This window comes from Pseudoalteromonas sp. S1727 (genome assembly GCF_005886375.1).
Classification (GTDB): Bacteria; Pseudomonadota; Gammaproteobacteria; order Enterobacterales; family Alteromonadaceae; genus Pseudoalteromonas; species Pseudoalteromonas haloplanktis.
The window spans coordinates 154,267-176,398 of record NZ_PNDT01000007.1 but is presented as its reverse complement, the minus strand read 5'-3'; the positions used below and the strand labels follow the sequence as shown (position 1 = coordinate 176,398).

The 22,132-nt window shown below is 39.2% G+C and carries 17 protein-coding genes; 3 read left to right on the top strand and 14 right to left on the bottom strand.

The window, feature by feature from the left end:
• Nucleotides 1–215 precede the first annotated feature (215 nt).
• From CWB85_RS02105 to CWB85_RS02080, 6 genes are read right to left on the bottom strand one after another with little or no spacing between them, the layout of a single operon-like run.
• On the bottom strand, nt 216–2,642 hold the full coding sequence (locus tag CWB85_RS02105; protein ID WP_249314764.1) for a glycoside hydrolase family 2 protein: 2,427 nt from the start codon (nt 2,640–2,642) through the stop codon (nt 216–218).
• Nucleotides 2,643–2,648: 6 nt separating this feature from the next.
• Complete coding sequence (locus CWB85_RS02100; RefSeq protein WP_138553980.1) at nt 2,649–3,422, bottom strand: SDR family NAD(P)-dependent oxidoreductase; 774 nt, start codon at nt 3,420–3,422, stop codon at nt 2,649–2,651.
• Between the two features lie 23 nt (nt 3,423–3,445).
• Nucleotides 3,446–4,738: a TRAP transporter large permease gene (locus tag CWB85_RS02095; protein WP_016710670.1), complete on the bottom strand. Its 1,293-nt coding sequence runs from the start codon at nt 4,736–4,738 to the stop codon at nt 3,446–3,448.
• On the bottom strand, nt 4,735–5,238 hold the full coding sequence (locus CWB85_RS02090; protein WP_016710669.1) for a TRAP transporter small permease: 504 nt from the start codon (nt 5,236–5,238) through the stop codon (nt 4,735–4,737). Before CWB85_RS02090 ends, CWB85_RS02095 begins: the two co-directional genes overlap by 4 nt.
• On the bottom strand, nt 5,238–6,233 hold the full coding sequence (locus CWB85_RS02085) for a TRAP transporter substrate-binding protein (RefSeq protein ID WP_016710668.1): 996 nt from the start codon (nt 6,231–6,233) through the stop codon (nt 5,238–5,240). The genes CWB85_RS02090 and CWB85_RS02085 overlap by 1 nt, the downstream gene beginning before the upstream one ends.
• On the bottom strand, nt 6,230–7,144 hold the full coding sequence (locus CWB85_RS02080) for a sugar kinase (RefSeq protein WP_138553979.1): 915 nt from the start codon (nt 7,142–7,144) through the stop codon (nt 6,230–6,232). The genes CWB85_RS02085 and CWB85_RS02080 overlap by 4 nt, the downstream gene beginning before the upstream one ends.
• Nucleotides 7,145–7,363: 219 nt before the next feature.
• Between CWB85_RS02080 and CWB85_RS02075 the strand changes: the two genes are divergently transcribed.
• Nucleotides 7,364–8,077: a FadR/GntR family transcriptional regulator gene (locus tag CWB85_RS02075; RefSeq protein WP_016710666.1), complete on the top strand. Its 714-nt coding sequence runs from the start codon at nt 7,364–7,366 to the stop codon at nt 8,075–8,077.
• Between the two features lie 134 nt (nt 8,078–8,211).
• On the opposite strand, the gene CWB85_RS02070 is transcribed toward CWB85_RS02075, so the two are convergent.
• The 3 genes from CWB85_RS02070 to uxuA are packed head-to-tail and all read right to left on the bottom strand — an operon-like array spanning nt 8,212 to nt 12,287.
• On the bottom strand, nt 8,212–9,684 hold the full coding sequence (locus CWB85_RS02070; RefSeq protein WP_016710665.1) for a mannitol dehydrogenase family protein: 1,473 nt from the start codon (nt 9,682–9,684) through the stop codon (nt 8,212–8,214).
• Nucleotides 9,684–11,093, bottom strand: a complete 1,410-nt coding sequence (gene uxaC, locus CWB85_RS02065; RefSeq protein WP_016710664.1) for a glucuronate isomerase — start codon at nt 11,091–11,093, stop codon at nt 9,684–9,686. Before uxaC ends, CWB85_RS02070 begins: the two co-directional genes overlap by 1 nt.
• 15 nt (nt 11,094–11,108) lie before the next feature.
• Nucleotides 11,109–12,287 (bottom strand): mannonate dehydratase, encoded by a 1,179-nt coding sequence (uxuA, locus tag CWB85_RS02060; RefSeq protein WP_138553978.1) that lies wholly within the window; start codon nt 12,285–12,287, stop codon nt 11,109–11,111.
• Between the two features lie 324 nt (nt 12,288–12,611).
• Here uxuA and CWB85_RS02055 point away from each other — a divergent pair, with 324 nt between their 5' ends.
• Both CWB85_RS02055 and CWB85_RS22450 read left to right on the top strand, forming a co-directional pair.
• Entirely contained in the window at nt 12,612–13,112 is a 501-nt protein-coding gene (locus CWB85_RS02055; protein ID WP_138553977.1) for a helix-turn-helix domain-containing protein, read from the top strand.
• Nucleotides 13,109–13,636, top strand: coding sequence for an IS3 family transposase (locus CWB85_RS22450; protein ID WP_249314765.1), 528 nt, complete (start codon nt 13,109–13,111; stop codon nt 13,634–13,636). The genes CWB85_RS02055 and CWB85_RS22450 overlap by 4 nt, the downstream gene beginning before the upstream one ends.
• 88 nt (nt 13,637–13,724) lie before the next feature.
• Here the strand turns inward: CWB85_RS22450 and CWB85_RS02045 are convergent, their stop codons facing one another.
• The 5 genes from CWB85_RS02045 to CWB85_RS02025 form a co-directional block, all read right to left on the bottom strand.
• Nucleotides 13,725–15,098: a sulfatase family protein gene (locus tag CWB85_RS02045; RefSeq protein WP_138553975.1), complete on the bottom strand. Its 1,374-nt coding sequence runs from the start codon at nt 15,096–15,098 to the stop codon at nt 13,725–13,727.
• Between the two features lie 97 nt (nt 15,099–15,195).
• Complete coding sequence (fbaA, locus tag CWB85_RS02040; protein WP_016710383.1) at nt 15,196–16,272, bottom strand: class II fructose-bisphosphate aldolase; 1,077 nt, start codon at nt 16,270–16,272, stop codon at nt 15,196–15,198.
• A gap of 120 nt (nt 16,273–16,392) precedes the next feature.
• Complete coding sequence (locus CWB85_RS02035) at nt 16,393–18,108, bottom strand: purine-cytosine permease family protein (RefSeq protein ID WP_016710381.1); 1,716 nt, start codon at nt 18,106–18,108, stop codon at nt 16,393–16,395.
• 140 nt (nt 18,109–18,248) lie between these two features.
• Entirely contained in the window at nt 18,249–19,541 is a 1,293-nt protein-coding gene (rhaI, locus tag CWB85_RS02030; RefSeq protein WP_016710380.1) for an L-rhamnose catabolism isomerase, read from the bottom strand.
• Between the two features lie 26 nt (nt 19,542–19,567).
• Nucleotides 19,568–21,760, bottom strand: coding sequence for a bifunctional rhamnulose-1-phosphate aldolase/short-chain dehydrogenase (locus CWB85_RS02025; RefSeq protein ID WP_138553974.1), 2,193 nt, complete (start codon nt 21,758–21,760; stop codon nt 19,568–19,570).
• Nucleotides 21,761–22,132 lie beyond the last annotated feature (372 nt).

Below are 22,132 nucleotides of genomic sequence, written 5' to 3'. Positions count from 1 at the left end.
CTGAGAACATAAAGTCCATAACGTTTCCTTAATTAATATTTTAAGTGTGCATTAAAAGTCAATCGTCTCAATTTAGTTAAAACAACAAACCTTATTTCTTGGATCAATATACTGCAAAATAATTGGTAATGCCACCTTACCAACTTGTTTTTTGAAAAAAAATGACCATTTTTCAGGTCATTTTTACAACAAGGGAAGATCACAACTTTTATTCGTTAAAGGGCTAAATACACACCTTTAACATTTTGGTTTCTATACTCTATAGTGGTCGGCTTATCTCCTGGAATAAATTCTATTGCAGCATAGCCACTCGCCATTTCGATGAGGCTACTACCAGTAGGCGTACCTTGATTTTCAAGCAAAGTGCCATGGCTAGTCATATTAAAAAAGTAACTTCGTTGATTATAATCAAGCACACGGTTTCCATCTTTATCAAGCGCTTGTGCTTCTATAAGTTTATTACCATTACTTAGGGTTTTAGCCGTTAGCTGAATTCGATCAAACTTACCGTGCTGACCAATTAAATAGTGCACCTTCAGCTCATCCGTTACTTCTGCACCAGATTTAGTACGCCCAACTACAGATAGCGTATTCACACCATTTTTGAAGGGAACTTGCCACACTAAGCCACCAGCAGGAAATATATTTGCGTCACGTTGCTTTTCACCTAGGCTTTTACCATTAAGGCTTAATTCAGCACTTTGTGTGTTACAGAATACATCTACTTTTTGGCCTTCTTTTGGACCATTTCTGTGAGTCCAAGATTTAGATTCAATATAACAAAATGGTTTATCTGACCAGTGACTTGCAAAGACATAATAGGCATCTTTAGGTTTACCATTGCGATCAACTAAACCTTTTTGGTTCATGTAAGGAATTGGGTTTTCAGGTCTTAATGGTGTCCCAAAATCTTTAAATGCCCACTGTGCATTACCAGCAAAGTTTTCAGTGCTTTCACTGACGATTAAATGCCAATCAAACAAATCAACTGCATAGTTTTCAGTCCAATCACTGTCTTTGGCTACACTTTTAACTACTGCTTGATTCATTGCTTCATCAACACTAACTTGTGCGCCTTGCATACCATCTTTACTTATTGGGTACTCTGTATGACGGCCAACATGACTTGACGCACCGTACTCCATGTGAAGGAAAGTTGGGTATTTCTTCATAGATGATTTAATTGCTTCACCGTATTGGCCGTACGAACCTCCATACCAACCAGCCCATATAGACGGAGAAAATGCATCAACTAGCTCAGCACCAGGATAATATTTACGAATAGTAGTAATACGGCTTGGATCAAGATCTTTAGCTATTTTATTTAACTTTTTAAGATATGGAGTGATTTTTTCAGGGTCACCGCCCCCTTCAAAATCTTCTTCCCAATACATTTCGTTACCCAATGACCAAAATGCAATACTAGGCTCATTACGGTTTTGTTTAATTTGTGCTTTTAATAATGTTTCCGTATTCTTTTTCCAGACTTCACCACCGATACCACCACGGCACCAAGGTAATTCATCCCAGATCACAAGGCCTAACTCATTAGCAGCTTTGTATACTTCAGGATCTTGTGGGTAATGCCCTAATCGTACAAAGTTAGCGCCCATTTCCTTAATTTGCTGCATATCTTTATAGTGTAATTGGTTAGGCATTGCAGCTCCTAGACCTGCATGCTCTTCATGACGGTGGGTGCCACGGATCAGCATTTTTTCTCCGTTAACAAAAAACCCTTTATTTGCTCTCATTTCAAACCAGCGATAGCCAACTACTTGCTCTACTTTTTGTAGTTCTTTTCCACCCGAAGAAAGGGAAACTGTCAAATTATATAGATTAGGATTTTTTGGTGACCATAACTTCGGGCTATTAAGTTCGTTCAAGCTTTCTATTACTGCTTGCTTACCTGGTTTTAAACTTACCTGTTTAGTTTTTAGCGAGACTTTCTCATTATTAGGACCTACCAAGGTATACGTGAGTAAGGCTTTTTGAGAATGCTGGACATCAAATTCAGTGGTAATTACTGTTTTTGCCGACTGAACAGACACATCAGGCGTATCCACCTGTACACCACTAATAAAGTTCTTTGGCAATTTTTTTAACCATACATCACGGGTAATACCGCCATGGATAAAAAAGTCAGACTTTTGTGATGGAATTAGGTCGCGGTTATACTCATTACTTGCACGCACCAAAACTTCGTTACTACCTGAAGTATTTAGATAAGGTGTAATTTCAACATCAAAGCCAATGTAGCCACCTATGTGTTCAAATGCTTTCTTACCATTTACATAGACTTCGGCTTGCATATTTACGGCTTCAAAATACAGCACATAACGGTGTGTTTTTTCAGCGCCCTTAGGTAAAGTCAGGGTTTTACTATACCAACTCGCATCACGGCGATAGCCTGGGGTTGAGTCTACAGTGTCAGTCGCATTCCAAGTATGTGGAAGTGTTACCGACTGCCAATTATTATCGGCTTTCGCTTTATTAAAGCTAGTTTCATTGCTTTCTAAATATTGCCAATCTTGATTTATATTTTGTGTGTGTGCTGTTGCATTGAATGCTATTACTGCCATGAAGCTAAGTACAACTCTAGCAAGCAAAGAATTCATTATTTTTAATTGTAGTGATTTCATCATCGCTCCTTAACGTGCCATCCAGCCGCCATCAACCAGCATAATATGCCCGTTCATATAGCTTGCCGCTTTAGAAGACAAGAACACCGTCGCACCAGCAAGATCGTCTGGCTGACCCCAAGCGCCACTAGGTATACGTGCTGTAATACTTTCATAACGCGCCGCATCTTGGCGAATATTATAAGTGTTATCTGTTTCAAAATAGCCCGGAGCGATTGCATTTACTTGAATGTTATGTGCAGCCCATTCATTTGCAAGAGCTTTAGTTAGCTGCGCCACACCACCTTTACTAGCCGCATAAGCTGGCACTGTGATCCCACCCGAAAAACTAAGTAATGAGGCAATGTTGATGATTTTTCCTGAACCTTGTTTGATCATGTGTTTACCTGCTTCCCGGCAAAACTTAAACACACCATTTAGATTCACATTGATCACCTCTAGCCAATCATCATCACTAAACTCATGAGCTGGTGAGCGTTTAATAGTGCCTGCGTTGTTCACTAAAATATCAATTTTTCCATATGCTTCGATTGTTGAGGCGATAGTCTGAGAGATTTCTTCGCCGTTAGATTGATCGCAGCCTAACGCTAGACATTGAATACCTTTTTCTTCTAATAATGCGATCGTTTTTGCTAGGTTTTCTGCTTTAGATCCCACGGCAACCACTGTTGCGCCGGCTTGTCCCAAGGCAATTGCCATAGCTTGCCCTAAGCCACGGCTAGCACCAGTGACGACCGCTACCTTATTCTCTAAACCAAATTGTTGTTGTAAATATGTGTTCATTATTATTTTCCTAATTTAGCTAATTAAATTAAACCTAAAAGACGCGGCAAGAATTCACTGATTGCAGGAAAAACAGTAACCAGTACCAAAGCTGTAACCATTGCTGCGTAGAGCGGTAAAATAGGCTTCACAATCTCGCTAATTGCAACCTTACCGATACTGCAGCCGACAAACAGCACACTTCCAACTGGCGGAGTGCATAGCCCAATCGATAAATTCAAAATCATCATAATGCCAAAGTGCAATGGCGAAATGCCTAAACTCTCTGCAACAGGCAAAAATATAGGTGTAAAAATAAGTACCGCAGGGGTCATATCCATAAAAGTACCTATCACTAATAAGGTCAGATTAATAATAAGTAAGATGATTAATGGATTCTGTGACAAAGCTAATAAAGTCTCACTAATTGTTTGCGGAATTAATGCATACGACATAAGCCATGACATTGCAGATGATGCGCCAATTAACAACATCACAATAGCAGTTGTATTTACTGATTTAAGTAAAATAGGGTATAAGTCTTTTACTGTTAATTGACGATAAAACACCAATGACAGCGCTAACGAATACAATACCGCTATAGCCCCAGCCTCTGTAGGTGTAAAAAAGCCACCAATGATACCGCCAATAATCAACACGATTAAAAATAAACTTGGGACTGCACCAAATAATGAAGGCCAAAATGGTTCAATGCTCTGGGCAGACAATGCTTTAATGTTATTTCGTGCTACGTATATATAACAAGCAACTATAAGTAATAAAGTGACTAATAGACCAGGTAGATAACCTGCAATAAATAAGGCAGCAATAGACACGCCACCTGAAGCAAGCGAGTAAATAATTAGAATATTACTTGGTGGTATTAACATACCGGTTGTTGCAGCAGTGACAGTAACTGCGGCACTAAATGGCTTATCATACCCCTCCTTCTTCATAGCGGGGATCATAAAGCCACCAATTGCAGACGTAGCAGCCACTGCCGAACCAGATATAGATCCAAACAAGGCACAAGAAATTACATTCACAAAAGCAAGACCCCCAGGGAGACGACCTACTAATACTTTTGCGAATGCAATAAGCCTTGCTGCAATACCACCTTGACCCATTAAGTAACCTGATAGAATAAAATATGGAATGGCTAAGAGCGAAAAACTATCGATCCCAGCACTCAATCGCTGTGCAATAGTGGTTAATGCCGGAAGCGTATCAATTGTTGCAAGCATAGCTACTAACGTTGCAAAGATAATCGCCAGTGCAATTGGTAAATTAATAAACAGTAATAAACCAAACAAACCAAATAATATTGCTGCGGTCATTGGATACACTCCTGTGTTATAAATTGTTGTTCTGCATTAAAAAAGAAAAACACACTGTATAGAAGAAAAAGTAATCCACTCAGTGGTAGTACGATATACACCCATGCCATAGGGATATCTAATACTGGAGATTGTTGGCCAAGCAACCATGTTAAATACACCAAATTCAGGCCACCAATAATCAATACACTGATCGCAAATACAGCAACCAAAACACAGCATAATTTAAACACCCAACGCGCCTTCTGTTGCGATAGTTTTCTCACTAATAAGTCAAACCCTAAATGACTATGCTCTCGATACGCATAGGCTCCACCTAAAAGACTGACCCAAATTAATAAAAACCGTGCTACTTCCTCTGTAAATGAACTTGGTTGAGTCAAAATGAAACGTGTTAATACCTGCCAAGTAACATCTATCACTAAAAGTGTCATCATTAATGCCAATAAGATTCTTAATATGCCATCCGATTTACTGACAGCTTGTTCTAGTATGTTCATTAATGTTCCCCTAATGCTTTAATGCTATTAACCAGTGGCTCAAGTTTTGTTCCTTGTAGTTTCTGATAAATAGGCTCAACACTTTTCTGAAAACTCGTTTTATCTGCCACAATGACTTCAACACCGGCATCTTTTACTTTTTGTAATGAGTCTTTCGTTGCTTCTGCCCAAAGTATTCTTTGATACACAACCGCTTCTTGCATTGCTTGGGTTAGCCATGACTGCTGTTGCTGTGTAAGGCTATTCCATTTATGCGTTCCAATGACAATCACATCAGGAATAGCGGTATGCTCATCAAGCAAATAATATTTACTTACCTCATAATGCTTAGAAAAATAAAAACTAGGTGGGTTATTCTCTGCTCCTTCTACAATGCCTTGCTGCAATGCGGTATAAAGCTCCCCCCAACTCACAGGTGTTGCCGATGCGCCCATCGTATTAACCATATCAACGGCAGATTGACTATTCATAACTCGGATCTTTAATCCAGTTAGCTGTTCAGGATTTTCAACTTTTCGTTTCGTGGTATAAAAGCTACGGCTACCAGCATCAAAGTAACCTAACCCTTTAACTCGATATGGTGTACCAGCATCTAGCAGTTGCTGGCCAATCTCACTATTGAGGGTTTGCCAAAAATGAGCATGATTATTAAATAAATAAGGTAAGCTAAATACCTTCATTTGGGGCACAAACGCTTCGAGTGAACTTGCTGATACCTTTGTCATCCCTAAACTACCAATTTGTAGCAGTTCAAGAACTTCACGCTCCGATCCTAACTGGGCTGAAGGATAAATAATCAGCTCCATAGAGCCACCTGATACCTGCTGTAATACCTCATTCATATAAATTAATGATTTATGGACAGGGTGCTGAGTATCTAAACCATGCGAGAAGCGAATCGCAACATGCTCGTTTTGTTTATCTGAGCATGCTGATAAAACCATAATTAAAAGAGCAACTACGATACTGCGAATGAAGACTGAATAATTACTCATGATGCATCCTCTAACAGCGCAATGGCTCTATTGATAATTGCCCCTTTATGCATAATCACAGTACCAGCACATGACTGCGCGTCACGGATACATTTCTCAAGTGATTTACCTTTTACTTTTGCGGCCAAGTAAGCTCCGTTAAATGAATCCCCTGCTGCAGTCGTATCTACTGGCGCCAATACTTTAGTTAAAGCATAAAAGTGTTGTTTTTGATCTTTGAATACATGACAGCCATGGTGGCCATTCTTAATGATGATTTCATTTACACCAACATCGCTATAACGGGCTATACAACGCTCTATGCTATGCTGACCGTATAGCGCTATTTCATCGTCAAAGCTGATTAAAGCGATATCAGTTAAAGCGATCATTTTTGCAAATACGGATTGAGCATGACTTGCATTTAACCATCCTTGTTGACGATAGTTATTGTCGAATGCTACCAAACCACCCGCTTTACGATAATCAGTTAAAAAGCGAAACAAAGCAGCTAAGTCATCCTCTGCGTACAATGATAAAGAAATACCACTTAGGAAAATAAGATCGTAGTTTTTAAGAGTGCTAAACACTTCTGGGTAGTCAGAAAATAACGTTCTGGCAGCCGAATTTTGTCGCCAATAATTAAAAAAGCGTTCACCTTTATCATCGTTATTAATGATATAGAGGCCTGGTTGTTTATTATTGTTAAACTTCACCTCATCAGTGCCAACACCCTCATCTTGCCACTGAGTTATCATCTGTTGACTATATAAGTCTGTACCAAGCACCGTAAAATAATCTGCATGCCCGCCACAACGGGTTAAGTAAACGGCCGTATTAAGAGTGTCGCCACCAAACCCCATAGTATATTGGTTGTCTGAGTGTTTACTCAGTTCAATCATACATTCGCCTATTACTGCTACTTTTACCACACTACCTTCCTTACGCTTTTACAAAGCACTTGCAATATTGGTCATGCCACCTTACTATCTTTCCATACTAACAAGTAAAACATTTGTAAAGCAACTATAAATTAAATGCATTTTAAAAATTTGTTATCCCTAATCTGGATAACCTTTGGTAGAATGGAAATGCAATACATGCTCATTAATAGAGTTCTGACGTAACTAACGTACAGAGTAAGGGAAACTATGGAATTACAAGCAATAAAAACAGATCGACTTTATGTTAAAGTGGCAGCCCAGCTTTCAAAACTTGTAAGTGATGGTGTGATTTTGCCCGGTGATCGCTTACCTTCTGAAAGAGAACTCGCTGAAAAATTAAATGTAAGTCGTCCAACTATACGTGAAGCAATGATTGCCCTTGAGCTCTCGGGTATTGTGGAAATTAGAACTGGTTCTGGAATTTACGTTAATGAGAAGAAACCTTTTATTGCCACTGAAGATAAAGGTATTGGCCCATTTGATATCTTACAGATCCGCGGCATTATAGAATCACAAGCCTGTGCGCTTGCTGTTGAGCATATAACTGACGAGCAAATTAAGCAGTTAAAAGACACAATTTTAGAAATGGAAGAAGAAGAGAAGCGTCCAGATAGTTCTGAGAAAGCTGACTGGAAATTTCATAGTATTATTGCCGAAGCGACACAAAACAGTGCTATCACCTCTGTGGTTAATTGGTTGTGGGAGCTAAGAGGTAAATCAGATTTAAGCGCAGCCTTCGCTCAAAGACTTCGTGCTGAAGGTGTCCATCCATCAATTCAAGATCACAAAGACATTGTCGACGCTCTCGAAAAACGTAATGCAAAAAAGGCAGAGCAAGCGATGAAAAAGCATTTAGAAAATGCAACAGAAGCTGCTGCTACTTATTTTGATAACGATCCTTTTAGCAAAATTAAACTTTAAGAGTAAGACAAAGCAACGGGATTTCTATTAAAACACTAACATATTTTAACTTTATAGTGTCGCTTATTTAAGCCCTAGCTTAATTAAAAAAAGAGGTAACTTAGTTACCTCTTTTGCCTCACACTCACCAGCATTTAGCGCTTCAGAAAGGCACTTAACGCTTGTGTCACACCTACTTGATGTATCTCTTTTAAATGTGTTGCAATTGCAGTTAAAAAATCACTATCAGCTAATTGTTGAGTAGTGCATATTCCAGATTCACGTAAGATACTCTCAACTTGCTTTAACTCATTATTACAATGTCGCACAGCTAAATTATTGAGTGCGTCACCTAGCGGGTCTGTAATGCTAAAAGCACTCCCGGCACTGTCCGTCCCTTCTAAAAACCTGCACCATGCTGCCAAAACAAAAGTAATGTATTCGGATATTGCACCACTTTTTCTGATAATTTCGCATGGTTTTACGAGCCGTTGTGCTAGTTTTTGCGAACCATCACAAGCAACTTGAGAAGTTTTGTACGGCACTCGCTCATTAGCGAAACGAGCTAAAATAGTGTCGGCATAGGCGGATAGATCAATACCAGGAACATCATCGAGTGTTGATACCAATTGAGCTTGTAATGCTTTTACAAACAATAAACAATCTTCATCGGCCACGGCTTGATGAATATATTCATAGCCTTTTAAGAAACCAATGTAAGCTAACGTTGAGTGTATTCCATTTAATAACCGCAGCTTCATATGCTCATAAGCGTGCACATCGGCAACAAATAACGCCCCAACCTTATCCCAAGCAGGCTTGTCATTTGCAAAGTTATCTTCTATTACCCACTGCTTAAAAGGTTCTGTTACCACAGTGCTCTTGTCTACTACACCCAGTATTTGACTTACAGAATCAATATCTTTTTCTGTTGTTGCAGGAACAATACGATCAACCATAGAATTACAAAAGCTGACATTTTTCGTGATCCATGCAGCCACATCTGGCGCAACATGCTGCGCAAATTGCTGTATAACACGTTCAGTCACTTGGCCATTTGCAGATAAATTGTCGCAACTAATGATTGTTAATTTTTCATTAGTACGCATACGCAGCTTACAGGCAGCAACTATAAAACCCGGCAGTGATTTTGGCGTGCTGAGATCTGCAATATCATGAACAATAACAGGATTAGTAAAATCTAAGTTTTTCCCGCTTTTGTCACGACAATAGCCTTTCTCAGTTACTGTCAACGTAACTACTTTAGTTTTGGAATTGGCAATTTCATCAATGACTCGTTGCGGCTCTTCAGGCGCAACGAGGACCTGATCAATTGCACCAACTATACGAAATTTATCTTCTTGCGCACCACGCTCTACAACCGTGTACAAATTATCTTGTGGTGCCATACTATCGCGAATAGCTGGCGAGCGTAGGCTCACCGCAGTAATCTTCCAATGCGGGTCCAATGCTAATAAATCATCTGTGAACACCGCTTGGTGAGCACGATGAAATGCGCCAATACCGATATGGACAATACCGACTTCTGCTGTTTGGTATGCATAAGCAGGTTTTTTCACTGCCTCACTCAATGTATCAAGTGTTTGCTTTGATAATAAATTAGTCATTATAAATCATAGGCCTGTTTAACAAGAGTGTAAGTTAGGTCGTAAGCTATTTGACTGGCTTGCGACTCTGTTAAACGATGTTCTGCAACAAGCTGTGCTAAAAACGCACAATCCATACGACGTGCTACATCGTGACGTGCAGGGATTGATAAAAAAGCACGCGTATCATCATTAAAGCCGACAGTGTTATAAAAGCCTGCGGTTTCTGTTGTTTGCTCTCGGAAACGACGCATTCCTTCTGGACTATCATTAAACCACCAAGCAGGGCCTAATTTTAATGAAGGATAATGGCCAGCTAAAGGCGCTAACTCGCGCGCATATGTTGTCTCATCTAAAGTAAAGATGATGAGTCTAAACTTAGGATTATTACCTAGTTTATTTAATAGAGGTTTAAGGTTTGCAACATATTCAGTGGCAATAGGAATGTCAGCTCCTTTATCGCGACCAAACTGGTTAAATAACTGTTGGTTATGATTACGATGCACACCAGGGTGAATTTGCATGACCAAGCCATCGTCTAAACTCATGACGGCCATTTCTGTAAGCATCTGCGCGCGAAACTTATCTGCATCATCAGCACTAAAGTTACCAGAGCGAATCGTTAGATAAAGCTGTTCTTTTTCATCCGCACTCAAATCTAACGTCCGTGCGCTAAGATGACCATGATCTGAAGATGTGGCTCCCATTTCTTTGAAAAATGCACGACGCTTAAATAAGCTGCTTAAATAACTAGAAAATGTATCAAGAGGCTCATCCGTGAGTTCGCTTAAACGTTTTAGGTTAGCTTCAAAACCTTCAAATTCAGGGTCAATCACATTGTCAGGTCTAAAAGCGGTGATCACTTTACCCTGCCAACCGCTATCTTTAATTTTTTTGTGATGTTTTAAGTCATCAAGAGGGGATTCCGTAGTTGCGATAACTTCAATATTAAAACGTTCAAATAATGCCCGAGGCTTAAACTCATCTTGCTGTAATGCATCAGTTATGTGCTCATAAAACAGGTCTGCATTATCTATAGTTAAGCATTCATTTAATGAAAACACTTCAGCAAAAACATAATCCATCCACATGCGTGTTGGAGTGCCTAAAAACAAATAATAGTGTGCAGCAAATATACGCCACACTGATTTCGGATCTACTGCACTTTGTCTACCGTCAGTACTAAAGCCTAACTGCTCCATAGTAATACCTTGACTATAAAGCATACGAAGCAAGTAATGGTCTGGTTGAATTAATAATTCTGTCGCATTTGAAAAACACTGATCATCTGCAAACCAACGCGGATCTGTGTGGCCATGCGGGCTAACTATTGGTAAATCTTTTACACCATTATAAAGGCGCTTAGCTATTTCACGCTGAGTCACATCAGCGCTAAATAATCTATCGGGATGTAATAATTGTTGGGCCACACGCCCTCCTTTTTATTATTGTTTAATGTGTGAAATAGCGTGGATAACACCACGTAATTCTGCCAAGCCTTTTAAGCGTCCAAGGTATGAGTAACCTGGTTTTACATTAGGTTGTCCTGCTTCATCGTCAAGTAAGTGGCCATGATCTGGACGCATTGGAATTGGCATATCTTGGCCAGCCAATTTTCGGCGCTTTTCTTCAGTTAAGAGTGCATCGATTAAACCAACCATATCATTATCACCATCAAGGTGCTCCGCTTCATAAAATGAACCATTTTCTTCACGAACCACATTGCGTAAATGTACAAAGTGAATTTTTGGTCCAAACTCATTTGCCATATCAACCAAGTTATTATCAGCTCGTGCACCAAATGAACCTGCACATAAAGTTAGGCCATTAGCAGGGCTATCTACAGCGGAAAGTATTTTGCGAACATCTTCTGCAGTTGAGACAACACGTGGTAATCCAAATAATGAAAACGGAGGATCATCTGGGTGAACACATAAATTCACGCCACTTTGCTCTGCGACTGGTACAATTTCAGCTAAAAACGCAATTAAGTTTTGTCTTAGCCCTTCTTCACCAAGTTCTATAAACTCTGCAATTGCTGCTCTTATTGATTCTCGGGTATAAGAACCTTCACCACCAGGTAAGCCTGCGATTATATTACGCTCAAGCAGTGCTACTTGCTCTGGTGACATTTTTTCAAAATATGCTTTAGCTTCACTTATTAAATCGTCATTATAACTAGCTTTTGCATTAGGGCGTTCAAGAACAAAAATGTCATAAGCCACAAAATCAACCATATCAAAGCGCAGTGCAGAACCCGTATTCTCAAGTAAATAATCTAAGTTGGTTCTGGTCCAATCAACAACAGGCATAAAGTTATAACACACCGCACCAATGCCCGCTTTACCAACATTTTTAATAGATTCTTTATAATTTTCAATAAGCTGCTGGTAATTCCCTTTGCGGGTTTTAATATCATTATGAACAGGGATGCTTTCAACCACAGTCCATTTCAACCCTGCATTTTCAATCGCTTCTTTTCGCGATAACAAATTTTCCAATGGCCAAGGCTCGCCAGTCGGGACCTCATTCAAGGAACTGACTATTCCTTGTGCACCAGTCTGGGCAACTTTTTTAAGGGAAATAGGATCATTCAGATCAAACCACCGCCATGTTTCTATCATTGAAAGTCTCGCTTTAATTTAAATAATATTGGTAAGGCCACCTACCTATTTAACCAAAGCAATGAGTTAACATCAAGAAGTTTGTTCATTTATTAGTTAATCTTTTAAGTTCAATAACGATTATTATGTACAATAAAATCATAAACAATTGAATATAAATGTGTTTCACATAAAATCAGAACTACAGAGGCTATAAATATTATGCAGAAAGAAGAATCACACTGTTTCAAGTTGGGATAAGAAAAAATAATTAAACTAAAAAGAAAAGCCTCATAATGAAGTGACCCCCAATAGTTGGACATTCCAATTACTGGGGGTCTTTTTATGTCCAAACATCACCGAGCTTTCAAGCTCAAAATAGCTGAACTCGCTTTGTCTGAAAGCTCTTCGGCGGTAAGTAACAAATTTAATGTTACAGATAGGCAGGTCCGATATTGGACCGCTATTTATCGAATTCATGGCGCTGAAAGCTTTAGGTCTGTTCACAAACCTTATTCTCAAGCATTTAAGGCTGAAGTGTTAAAAACGATGACAACAAACAGTTGGTCACTCGGTTATACCAGTGCTTTCTTCGATTTATCGTCCCCAGGCATTCTTTTTCAATGGCAAAAGCTTTATGCTCGTGATGGTATATCCCGTCTTAAACCACAGAAAAAAGGTAGGCCAGTCATGACAAATAATTCTTCTTCATCAAAACCTGTAGAGCAAATGACTGAGGAGGAATTACGAGAAGAGTTAGCCTACTTACGAGCAGAGAATGATGTACTAAAAAAGTTAGAAGCCTTGGCTCAAGCCAGAAAGAAAAAAGCAAAGACAAGACGATAGTCGTCGAAGAGCTCAAGGCAAAGCATAGCTTACGACACCTTTTAAAGGCTACAGGGCTGCCAAAGAGTGTTTACTATTATCATCGCACTACTTGTAAGCAACCCTGTGCAAGCAATGATTTACTGGTAAAAATACGTGATATTTATCACGCGCATAAAAGGCGATATGGCTATCGCAGAATTACGAGTGCGCTGAGAACAATGGGGGTACTTGTTAATCATAAGCGCGTTCAACGGTTGATGAATGAGTTAGGCCTCAAGTCAAAAGTAAGGCCTAAGCGCTATAAATCCTATAAAGGTGAAGTGGGTAAAATCGCAGAAAACACGCTTAACCGCGAGTTTACTGCGCAGAAGCCAAATCAAAAATGGGTGACGGATGTGACGGAGTTTAAAGTGGATAATGAGAAGATATATCTATCGCCTATGATTGACCTGTTCAACCAAGAGGTAATCAGTTACGAAGTCAGAAAATCCGTTGCACTCCCTTTGGTAACTGACATGCTTAAAACAGCAACTGCTTCATAATGAGGCTTTTTTAAAGACAAAATGTCTTGTATTCCGACGTTATTGGCAAGTAAAACTGCCTTTGCCACTACAATTTTTGTGAATAAATCTACTGTATTATTTTACGTGTTTTCAATGGATACCATTGTTCTATTTTTTTTGCTAGTCTCTGAGCCACATCAGGATATTGGTCAATTAAATTATTTTGTTCATGCTCATCTGTAGCAAGATGAAACAGCTGTGGACTAGTTAGTGTAGTATGACGCTTACGATAGTTATCGGTTTTCCCATCGTAGCTTAATATTAATTTCCAATCACCTTCTATAATCCAGCGGTAAAGCAATGAACCTTCAGGGTCATCTAAATCCGCAATATCATGTGCAAAACCTTCACCAAAAATCTCCTTTCTATTGATTGGAGTTTCTGACAGCATGTTATCCATCAGATTCAATCCAGGCATATCTTTTGGTATAGGTAACCCAACCGCTCCAAGCAATGTCGGTACTATATCTATACTGCTGATCAAATCATGTCTTGACTGCGGCTTCAGTTTCTTTGGCCATGAAAAAATAATCGGTGTTCGAACCCCAGCCTCGCTTGGGCTTTGTTTAGAGCGAGGTAAAAAACTATTCAATCGATCAGGATTAGATATCCACCCATTGTCAGATACATAAACAATAATCGTATTATCTTTTACTCCTTTGTCTTCTAGGTGCTTAAGAAGTATTCCATTTGTCTCATCAAACCACTCTATCATTGCATAGTATTTTTTTACTGATTCAGGCAAATCTAAGTCTTTATATTTTTTGTAAATTCTTTCAATCGGATTATGGGGTGAATGGGGCATGTAAGGAGCATACCAAACTAAAAAAGGCTTTTTATCATTAAGGGCTCGATCAATGAATGAAGTCACCGGTTCCATACCCTCACGGCCAATCTTAAGGCCATCATCACCATGACGCCCTCCAGCTTCTGGAAAACCACGTGTCATTCCCTCGTCAAAACCACCACGTTTGTAGCTACCTTCCCACCATTTCCCAGATTGAAAAGAAACATAACCTTTTGACTTTAATAGTTGTGGTAATGTATCTATATTGTCAATCTTAGAAATCAACTTCTCACGCTGTAGATTATGTTCTGCAGATCCCTTTTTCCCATAGACATCAAACGCAGGAGTATTACCTGTGATACCAATTGTTGATGCATAATAGCCTGTTGCGATCGTTGCTAACGAAGGTCGACATAGAGCTGTAGGTACATAGCTTCCTTTAAAAGTAAGGCCATCCCTTGCAAGTTTATCAAGTGAAGGAGTTTTAACAATTGGATGTCCCATAAATCCATAATCATACCAAGCGTGATCATCTGACAGGATCAAAACTATATTAGGTGGCGTATCTTCAGCGTATACAGGGCTAATTAAAACCGATAAGAAAACCCAATAGAACAAGGTTTTTATGCGGCTTATAATATTTTTATTATCCATAATTAATCTCTTTATATTGTGTGTAAAATCATTTTTTACTTGAGGTTATGTGTAACTGAGTATTGCTGAAAATACTCAGCTATTTTACTACTTAATATCAGTATCTATTGAGACAATTGAGTTCTTTAAAAGCAAGACAAAGCCGTGCTGCCATTGATAATTCAATCTGACGTAGCCAAACACGTGGGTCATAATATTTCTTATTCGGCGAGTCTGGGTTTGAAGGTGAGCCTATTTGTGTCTGTAAGAAGTCACTGTTTTCTAGATAATACTTATGAACTCCTTGCCAACAAGCCCACTGCGTATCAGTATCAATGTTCATCTTAATCACACCATAACCAATAGCTTCTGTGATTTCTGCTGGCGTAGATCCTGAGCCACCATGAAAAACAAAGTTTAAACTATTATGGTCAAGGCCATACTTCTCTTGCACAAATGCTTGTGAGTTTTTAAGAATAATAGGTGTTAATTTCACATTGCCTGGTTTATATACACCGTGAACATTGCCAAATGACGCTGCAATTGTAAATGCATCACTTACTTCGATCAGGCTTTCATAGGCATAAGCCACATCTTCTGGTTGTGTATAGAGCAATGAACTATCAATACCAGAGTTATCTACTCCGTCTTCTTCGCCACCCGTACAACCAAGTTCAATCTCAATTCCCATATCAAGCTTTGCCATTTTTGCTAGGTAAGCTTTACATATAGTAATATTTTCTTCTAAACTTTCTTCAGACAAATCAAGCATGTGTGAACTAAATAGAGGCTTGCCAGTTAATTTATAAAAATTTTCGCCCTCTTCTAATAGCCCATCAATCCAAGGTAATAATTTTTTAGCTGCATGGTCGGTATGTAGAATAACCGGTATGCCATAGTGTTTTGCAACAGCATGAACATAATGGGCTGCTGCAATAGCGCCAGCAATAGAAGGTTGATGTCCAGTTAGTGACACGCCTTTACCAATAAAGAATGCTGAACCACTATAAGAGAGTTGGATTATAATGGGTGATTTACATTCTTTAGCCGATTCAAGCGCTGCATTAATAGAGTTTGTACTTACAACATTTACCGCAGGGTAAGCAAAGTTATTCTCTCGTGCATATTCAAATAAAACCTTCATCTGGCACTCGTTCACCACGCCTGATGGTACTAGGTCACGTAAATCAGTCATTAAAACTCCAATTAATTAACTATCAAAAATTAGCTTTTTTAAGCATAAAAAAAGCTACACAGAATTTAACAATTTTAAGCCTGCGTAGCTTTATTACTTCTATAAACGAACTCGGTTATTTTATTTAGTTATGACCAGCCCTTGTTCAATCGTATTGGACGATTGATCTTCTTGGCTGATTTTACTTTTTTGTAAATACGCATATGTAGCACTTATAAAATAAACAAGTGTTGGAACGATAAGCCACGCTCTAATCGTTTCTATATCCTGATTTATATAAGCTGATACCCCAAGGAAGACACATGCTAACAGCGATAAATACGATGTAACTAAAGCGAAACGCGTTAATATTGGTAACGTCACTTTGTCATTCTGGCCATGATTGCTCTCTAAATTCTTTATATACGCTTTTTCAATTGCTTTTCGCTCTGTTTCTGCATTTTCTTCAGATTGTTGCTGCGGGTAAGATTTTTTTGCCCCCATTGCATAGGCTAATAAGCAATATAAAGCAGTCGCGAAAATCCAAATTGGAATTAATATAAAGAATAAATGTAACGTGCCGGATGCTTCTAAATAATAACTCACAGCAAGTGAACTAAGCCATGTAATGATTGCAGCGTAATTAGTTGTATTGCCCTTATATTTAGACCAATAACGTGTGAAGCCTATACGAGGGAATAACCAATGTTCCGCAACAATAACAGCACCAACTGGCGCCATCATAAGCCCCATAATTCCTACAAATCCTAGTAATTGCGAAAATACAAAAGGGAAACAAGCAATAATTGTTGTAACAATACCAACCACTACTGTTACTTTTGTACGGCCCCATTTATGGTTTAATGAACTAAACGCAAGGCCTGCTCTATAAATTGTTGGGTTTGACGTTGTCCAACCTGCGATGATTACAGCTATGATCCCACACGTACCTAACGCCTGATATGCAACAGCCCCTGGATCAAGCGCAACAATTGTCGTGCTGAGTAATATAGCTGCTCCCGCGCCCATAACACCGGCGCAGATCCAAGCTAAATAATGGCCAATGAACATACCTAGGGCTGAAAAGTAACCATAACGAGAATGACGTGCAAAACGTAATAAGGTCATATCTCCCATACCACCATGCATCGCTAAATTAGCAACCCATGCGAAAGCTGCAACATGCCAAAAACCAATACCGCTGTCAGTTTGAACCCAGATAGACTCACTCGCAATATGCAAGAAATCATCAAAGCTACCGATTGAATCAACCCCGTTTGTAGCTGCTACTATTGTTGGTAATAAAACCAAAGCACCAACAAGGAACATTAAAATCATCCACGGCGCGCAAATTTCAGCAAACGCAGCAAGTTTCTCAAACCCTTTCACGGCCATAAAAACAACTACAGCCCCAACACCTAGTGCAACAAGTACAAACCTTAAATCTGTTGGATACCAGTCTACTTGTGGCGGAATATCAAAAAGTACGCGAACAGCGGATGCTGATACTGTGATCATTGCCCCTGCCAATACACAAAACAAAATACCGTTAATAACACTGTAAAGTTTGATTGTGCCTGGGCCTGCAATTTTTTCTAAATAAGCATAAAGTGTTAAACGTGTATCTGTAGCTATCGGAGCTGTAATTAAACCCCATGTTAGTACGGCGAGTAAGTTACCTAATAGTAACCCGAGTAAAATATCACTCGCCCCTACCCCCCATGAAACAAATAAAGCACCGATCACAAACTCAGTGCCTGCAACATGCTCACCGGCATAACTGCCTGCAAACGTATGAGCTGATTGTAATTTATTGGGAGAAACGGGTTGTGTTTCAAATTCTTCTGCTGTCGACATACTGCCTCCACTGCGCCAATTTTTTGTTCTTTTAATACAATTAAATCGACGATCTTTATTATTATGTGTGTGTTTCAAACTAAAAAACATGCAAAGGCGCTAAAATACCTCTGCATGTTTTTTCATGATTAAAGTTCGCTTTACACGATACCTGAACCATTACCGCCACTTGATGGACGTTTAGCTGCAACCGCAGAGCGATAACTTGCTTTACGGTAAGTAGCAATTGGATCAATAGCTCCACCTTTGCGTAGACGAGCCATTGCTAAGATTGGGCTAACATCAGTGTTAAATGCATTTTTAAGCGTGTTACTTGCCATTAACGCATCATTATTTTGCTGATATTCACTCAACTTCTCACGATCAACTAATAAAGCCGATACATAAGAACGCTGAACACTTGCTGCAGAGTTCATTAAACTTTCAATCGGGTCAGTCACGTTATGTGATTGATCTAACATGTAGTTAGGATTAAAGCCTTCTTGATTGCGGTACTGTGCATCAACCAACTCGTTAAAAATTAAGAACTGTTGATATGGGTGTAAGCTACCGCTATCTAGGTCATCATCACCATACTTACTATCGTTAAAGTGGAAACCACCTAACTTTTTAAATTGAATCAAACGAGAAACAATCATTTCAATGTTTACGTTTGGTGCATGGTGGCCTAAATCAACTAATGATTTAGCTTGTGGACCAAGCTCCATAGCTGCAAGAATATTACTACCCCAGTCTTGAATGATAGTTGAGTAAAATGCAGGCTCAAACATTTTGTGTTCAATATGTAGTTCCCAGTCACTTGGTAAGCCAGCATAAATCGTTTTCATACTTTCTAAGTAACGCTCAAAAGCACTTTGGAAATGTTGCTGACCTGGGTGGTTTGAACCGTCACCAACCCAAACAGTTAATGTTTTTGAACCAAGTGCTTTACCCCATTCAATACAATCAAGGTTGTGCGCAATAGCTAGCTCACGTGAAGCTGCACTAGTGTTACTTAAACTACCGTATTTAAAGCTATGTTCTTGACCTGGTTGATCTTGGAAAGTATTCGAGTTAATCGAATCCCAGCTTAAGTTCAGCTCATCAGAGAACTGCTTTAACTCAGTAAAATCATCTACTTTATCCCAAGGGAAGTGTGGCGATACACGCTCAGTACACTGAGATAAATCATTGATCACAGCACTATCTTCAAGCTTTTCAAAGATATTACGCGGCTCACCTTCACCAGGGAAACGAGCAAAACGTGTTCCGCCTGTACCAGTGCCCCAAGATGGCACAGCTATTTGAAAAGCTTCTGCTTTAGCTGTGACTTCTTCGATATTAATATCATTGCGAGCAAGTTTGTTGCCTAATGCTTGATAGTCTTCATTTAAGTCGCTCAATAATTTTGCGTTTTCATCTGCAATTAGAGCTTTATCAATACGTTGTGTCATATTCATTAATCCTGTTTATTATTATCTTAGCGTAAGAAGGCTTCGTGAAGACCACCATCAACACTAATAATCTGACCAGTGGTTTTGCTTAACTGACCTGATACTAAAAGATAAGCTGCCTCAGCTTGATCTTCTGGTGTAATAGGTTGTTTAGTCAGTGTTCTTTGAGCATAGAAATTAGCTAGTTTATCGCGAAGTTCATCATCTGAATCTTGCTCAGTAAATTCAACATTATATTTTGTCAAAGAGGCTAAAACACGGTCACGTGGGAACATTGTGCTGCCTTTTACAACCGTTGCAGGCGCTAAACCATTCACATTAACAAGTGGTGATAGTTCAACTGCTAACTCACGAACTAGGTGATTAGCTGCTGCTTTTGATGTGTCATAGGCAAGCGAACCTTTTTTAGACACTGCGGCATTAACACTGGTAGTTAGAACAAGCGCACCTTTAAGACCTTGTGCTTTCCAAATTTCGTTAGCTTCTGTGCCAACGATATACCCACCTTTAACATTTACAGCAAAACTTACATCAAATTGTTGGTCATTTGTCATGCCAGCTTGGCCTGGTGCTAAGAATACACCCGCGGTCACGATTACTTTATCGATACCGCCATAAGCTAAGGTAACTGCTTCAAACATTTTCTTAACGCTTTCACGGTCAGTAATATCAACACCTTGCGCAATAGCCGGGCCACAACTTGAAATTCCTGTGCCCGCAACACCAATGCCTTGGCCGTAGATAGCAGTTAATTCTTCAGCGGTTTGCTGTGCAGCTTCAACACGCAAATCTGCACAAACAACATGAGCTCCCTCTTTAGCAACGCGGAATGCAGTTTCTTTGCCGATACCATCACCCGCGCCAATTACAACCACTACATCACGTGCTAGCGGCGCTTCTTTTGGCATACGTTGTAACTTAGCTTCTTCAAGCGCCCAATATTCTATATCAAACGCCTCTTGTTGAGGTAATGCGGTATATTCACTGATCGCTTCAGCACCGCGCATAACTTCAATAGCGCAATTATAAAATTCAGTAGTAACACGTGATTCGCTTTTGTTTTTACCCCAGCCGATAATACCGACACCAGGAATTAGAATAACGGTAGGACTTGGATCTCGCATTGCAGGAGAGTCATCACGTTTACAATTATTATAATACTCAATGTAATCAACACGATATTGTTCAATACCTGCATTTAACTTTTCAACTAAGGTATCAAAATCATCTTCTTGTGGATTGAAGTCAACATAAAGAGGTTGAATCTTTGTACGTAAGAAATGGTCTGGGCATGAAGTACCTAGTTTAGCTAAACGAGGAGCATCAACACTGTTAACAAATCGAAGCGCAGTTTCATCTGTTTGTACCGTTGATATAAACTTCACTTTATTAGATAAAAGACCACGTGCAACAGGTAAAAACTTCGTTAATAGCTGATTTCTTTCATCTTCTGATAAGCTGTTATATTTAGCCCCACCAAAAGTTTGCTCGCCTTTATCATGCTCTTCAATATAACGAGCAGCAGTTTCAATTACCCATAAAGATGTTTCGTAACAGCTCTTACTTTCACTATCCCAGTTAGTATGGCCATGTTGACCTAATAAAATACCAACACTATCAGGTTTCTCAGCATAAGCTTCTTCACATACCTTAGCCGCTTCCCAACCTGGACGCATCCAAGGCACGTAAGCCATCTTTCCGCCCCAAATAACTTCGGTTAACTCTTTTTGATCTTTACAAGAAGCGACAGCGATGACTGCATTTGGATGTAAATGGTCGACATGCTTTTCATCAATCATTGAGTGTAATGGGGTATCAATTGAAGAAGCACGAGGGTTCAGACAAAAGTTACAATGTTTATACATACCAATCATTGCATCTTCGCCAGCAGACTTATAACCCTTATCTGGAAATGCTTGGTACGTTTCGTCTAGTGCTTGTAGCTTACCTTGGTATAAAGATGAAAAGTTTTCTTTCTTGGCTGTTCTTAAATCACCGCCTGAGCCTTTAACCCAGAGTACTTCAACTTGTTCACCTGTTAATGGATCTGTTTCCATTAATTTTGCAGAAGTGTTACCACCACCCGTATTAGTAATGCGTTGGTCAGCCCCTAAAATATTTGAGCGATAAACCAAACTTTCAATTGGGGTTAACTCATCTGCAACAGAGTCATCCCAGCTATAATTTACATGTTTATATTCATTTAGTTTGCTTGGCATCTTCTGTTCAACTCCAGCTGTTAATTATTTTTTAAACGTTTTTCAACACTATTTTTCCAATATTACAGCGATAGCAAACACAGTCAAGCATTTTAAATCATTTTCAATCATCAAAATTTCACTTAATGTCACTAAAGTCTGATATATCACTAATAAATAAAGACTAACTTAATAAAAACATATGAATTAATCATCAATCACACTGTGTCTGAGCGAATTTGACTTTAATGACCTCGAACCTAAAACAGCGACAAACACAATTCGCTCCCCTGCCCTGCCATATATTTTTGCACAAGCTCAAAGGCATCGGGACGTAAAAGGTAGGATTTAAATCAGTACAGAAGCTTATAGAGTTTTATAAAAAATATTAAT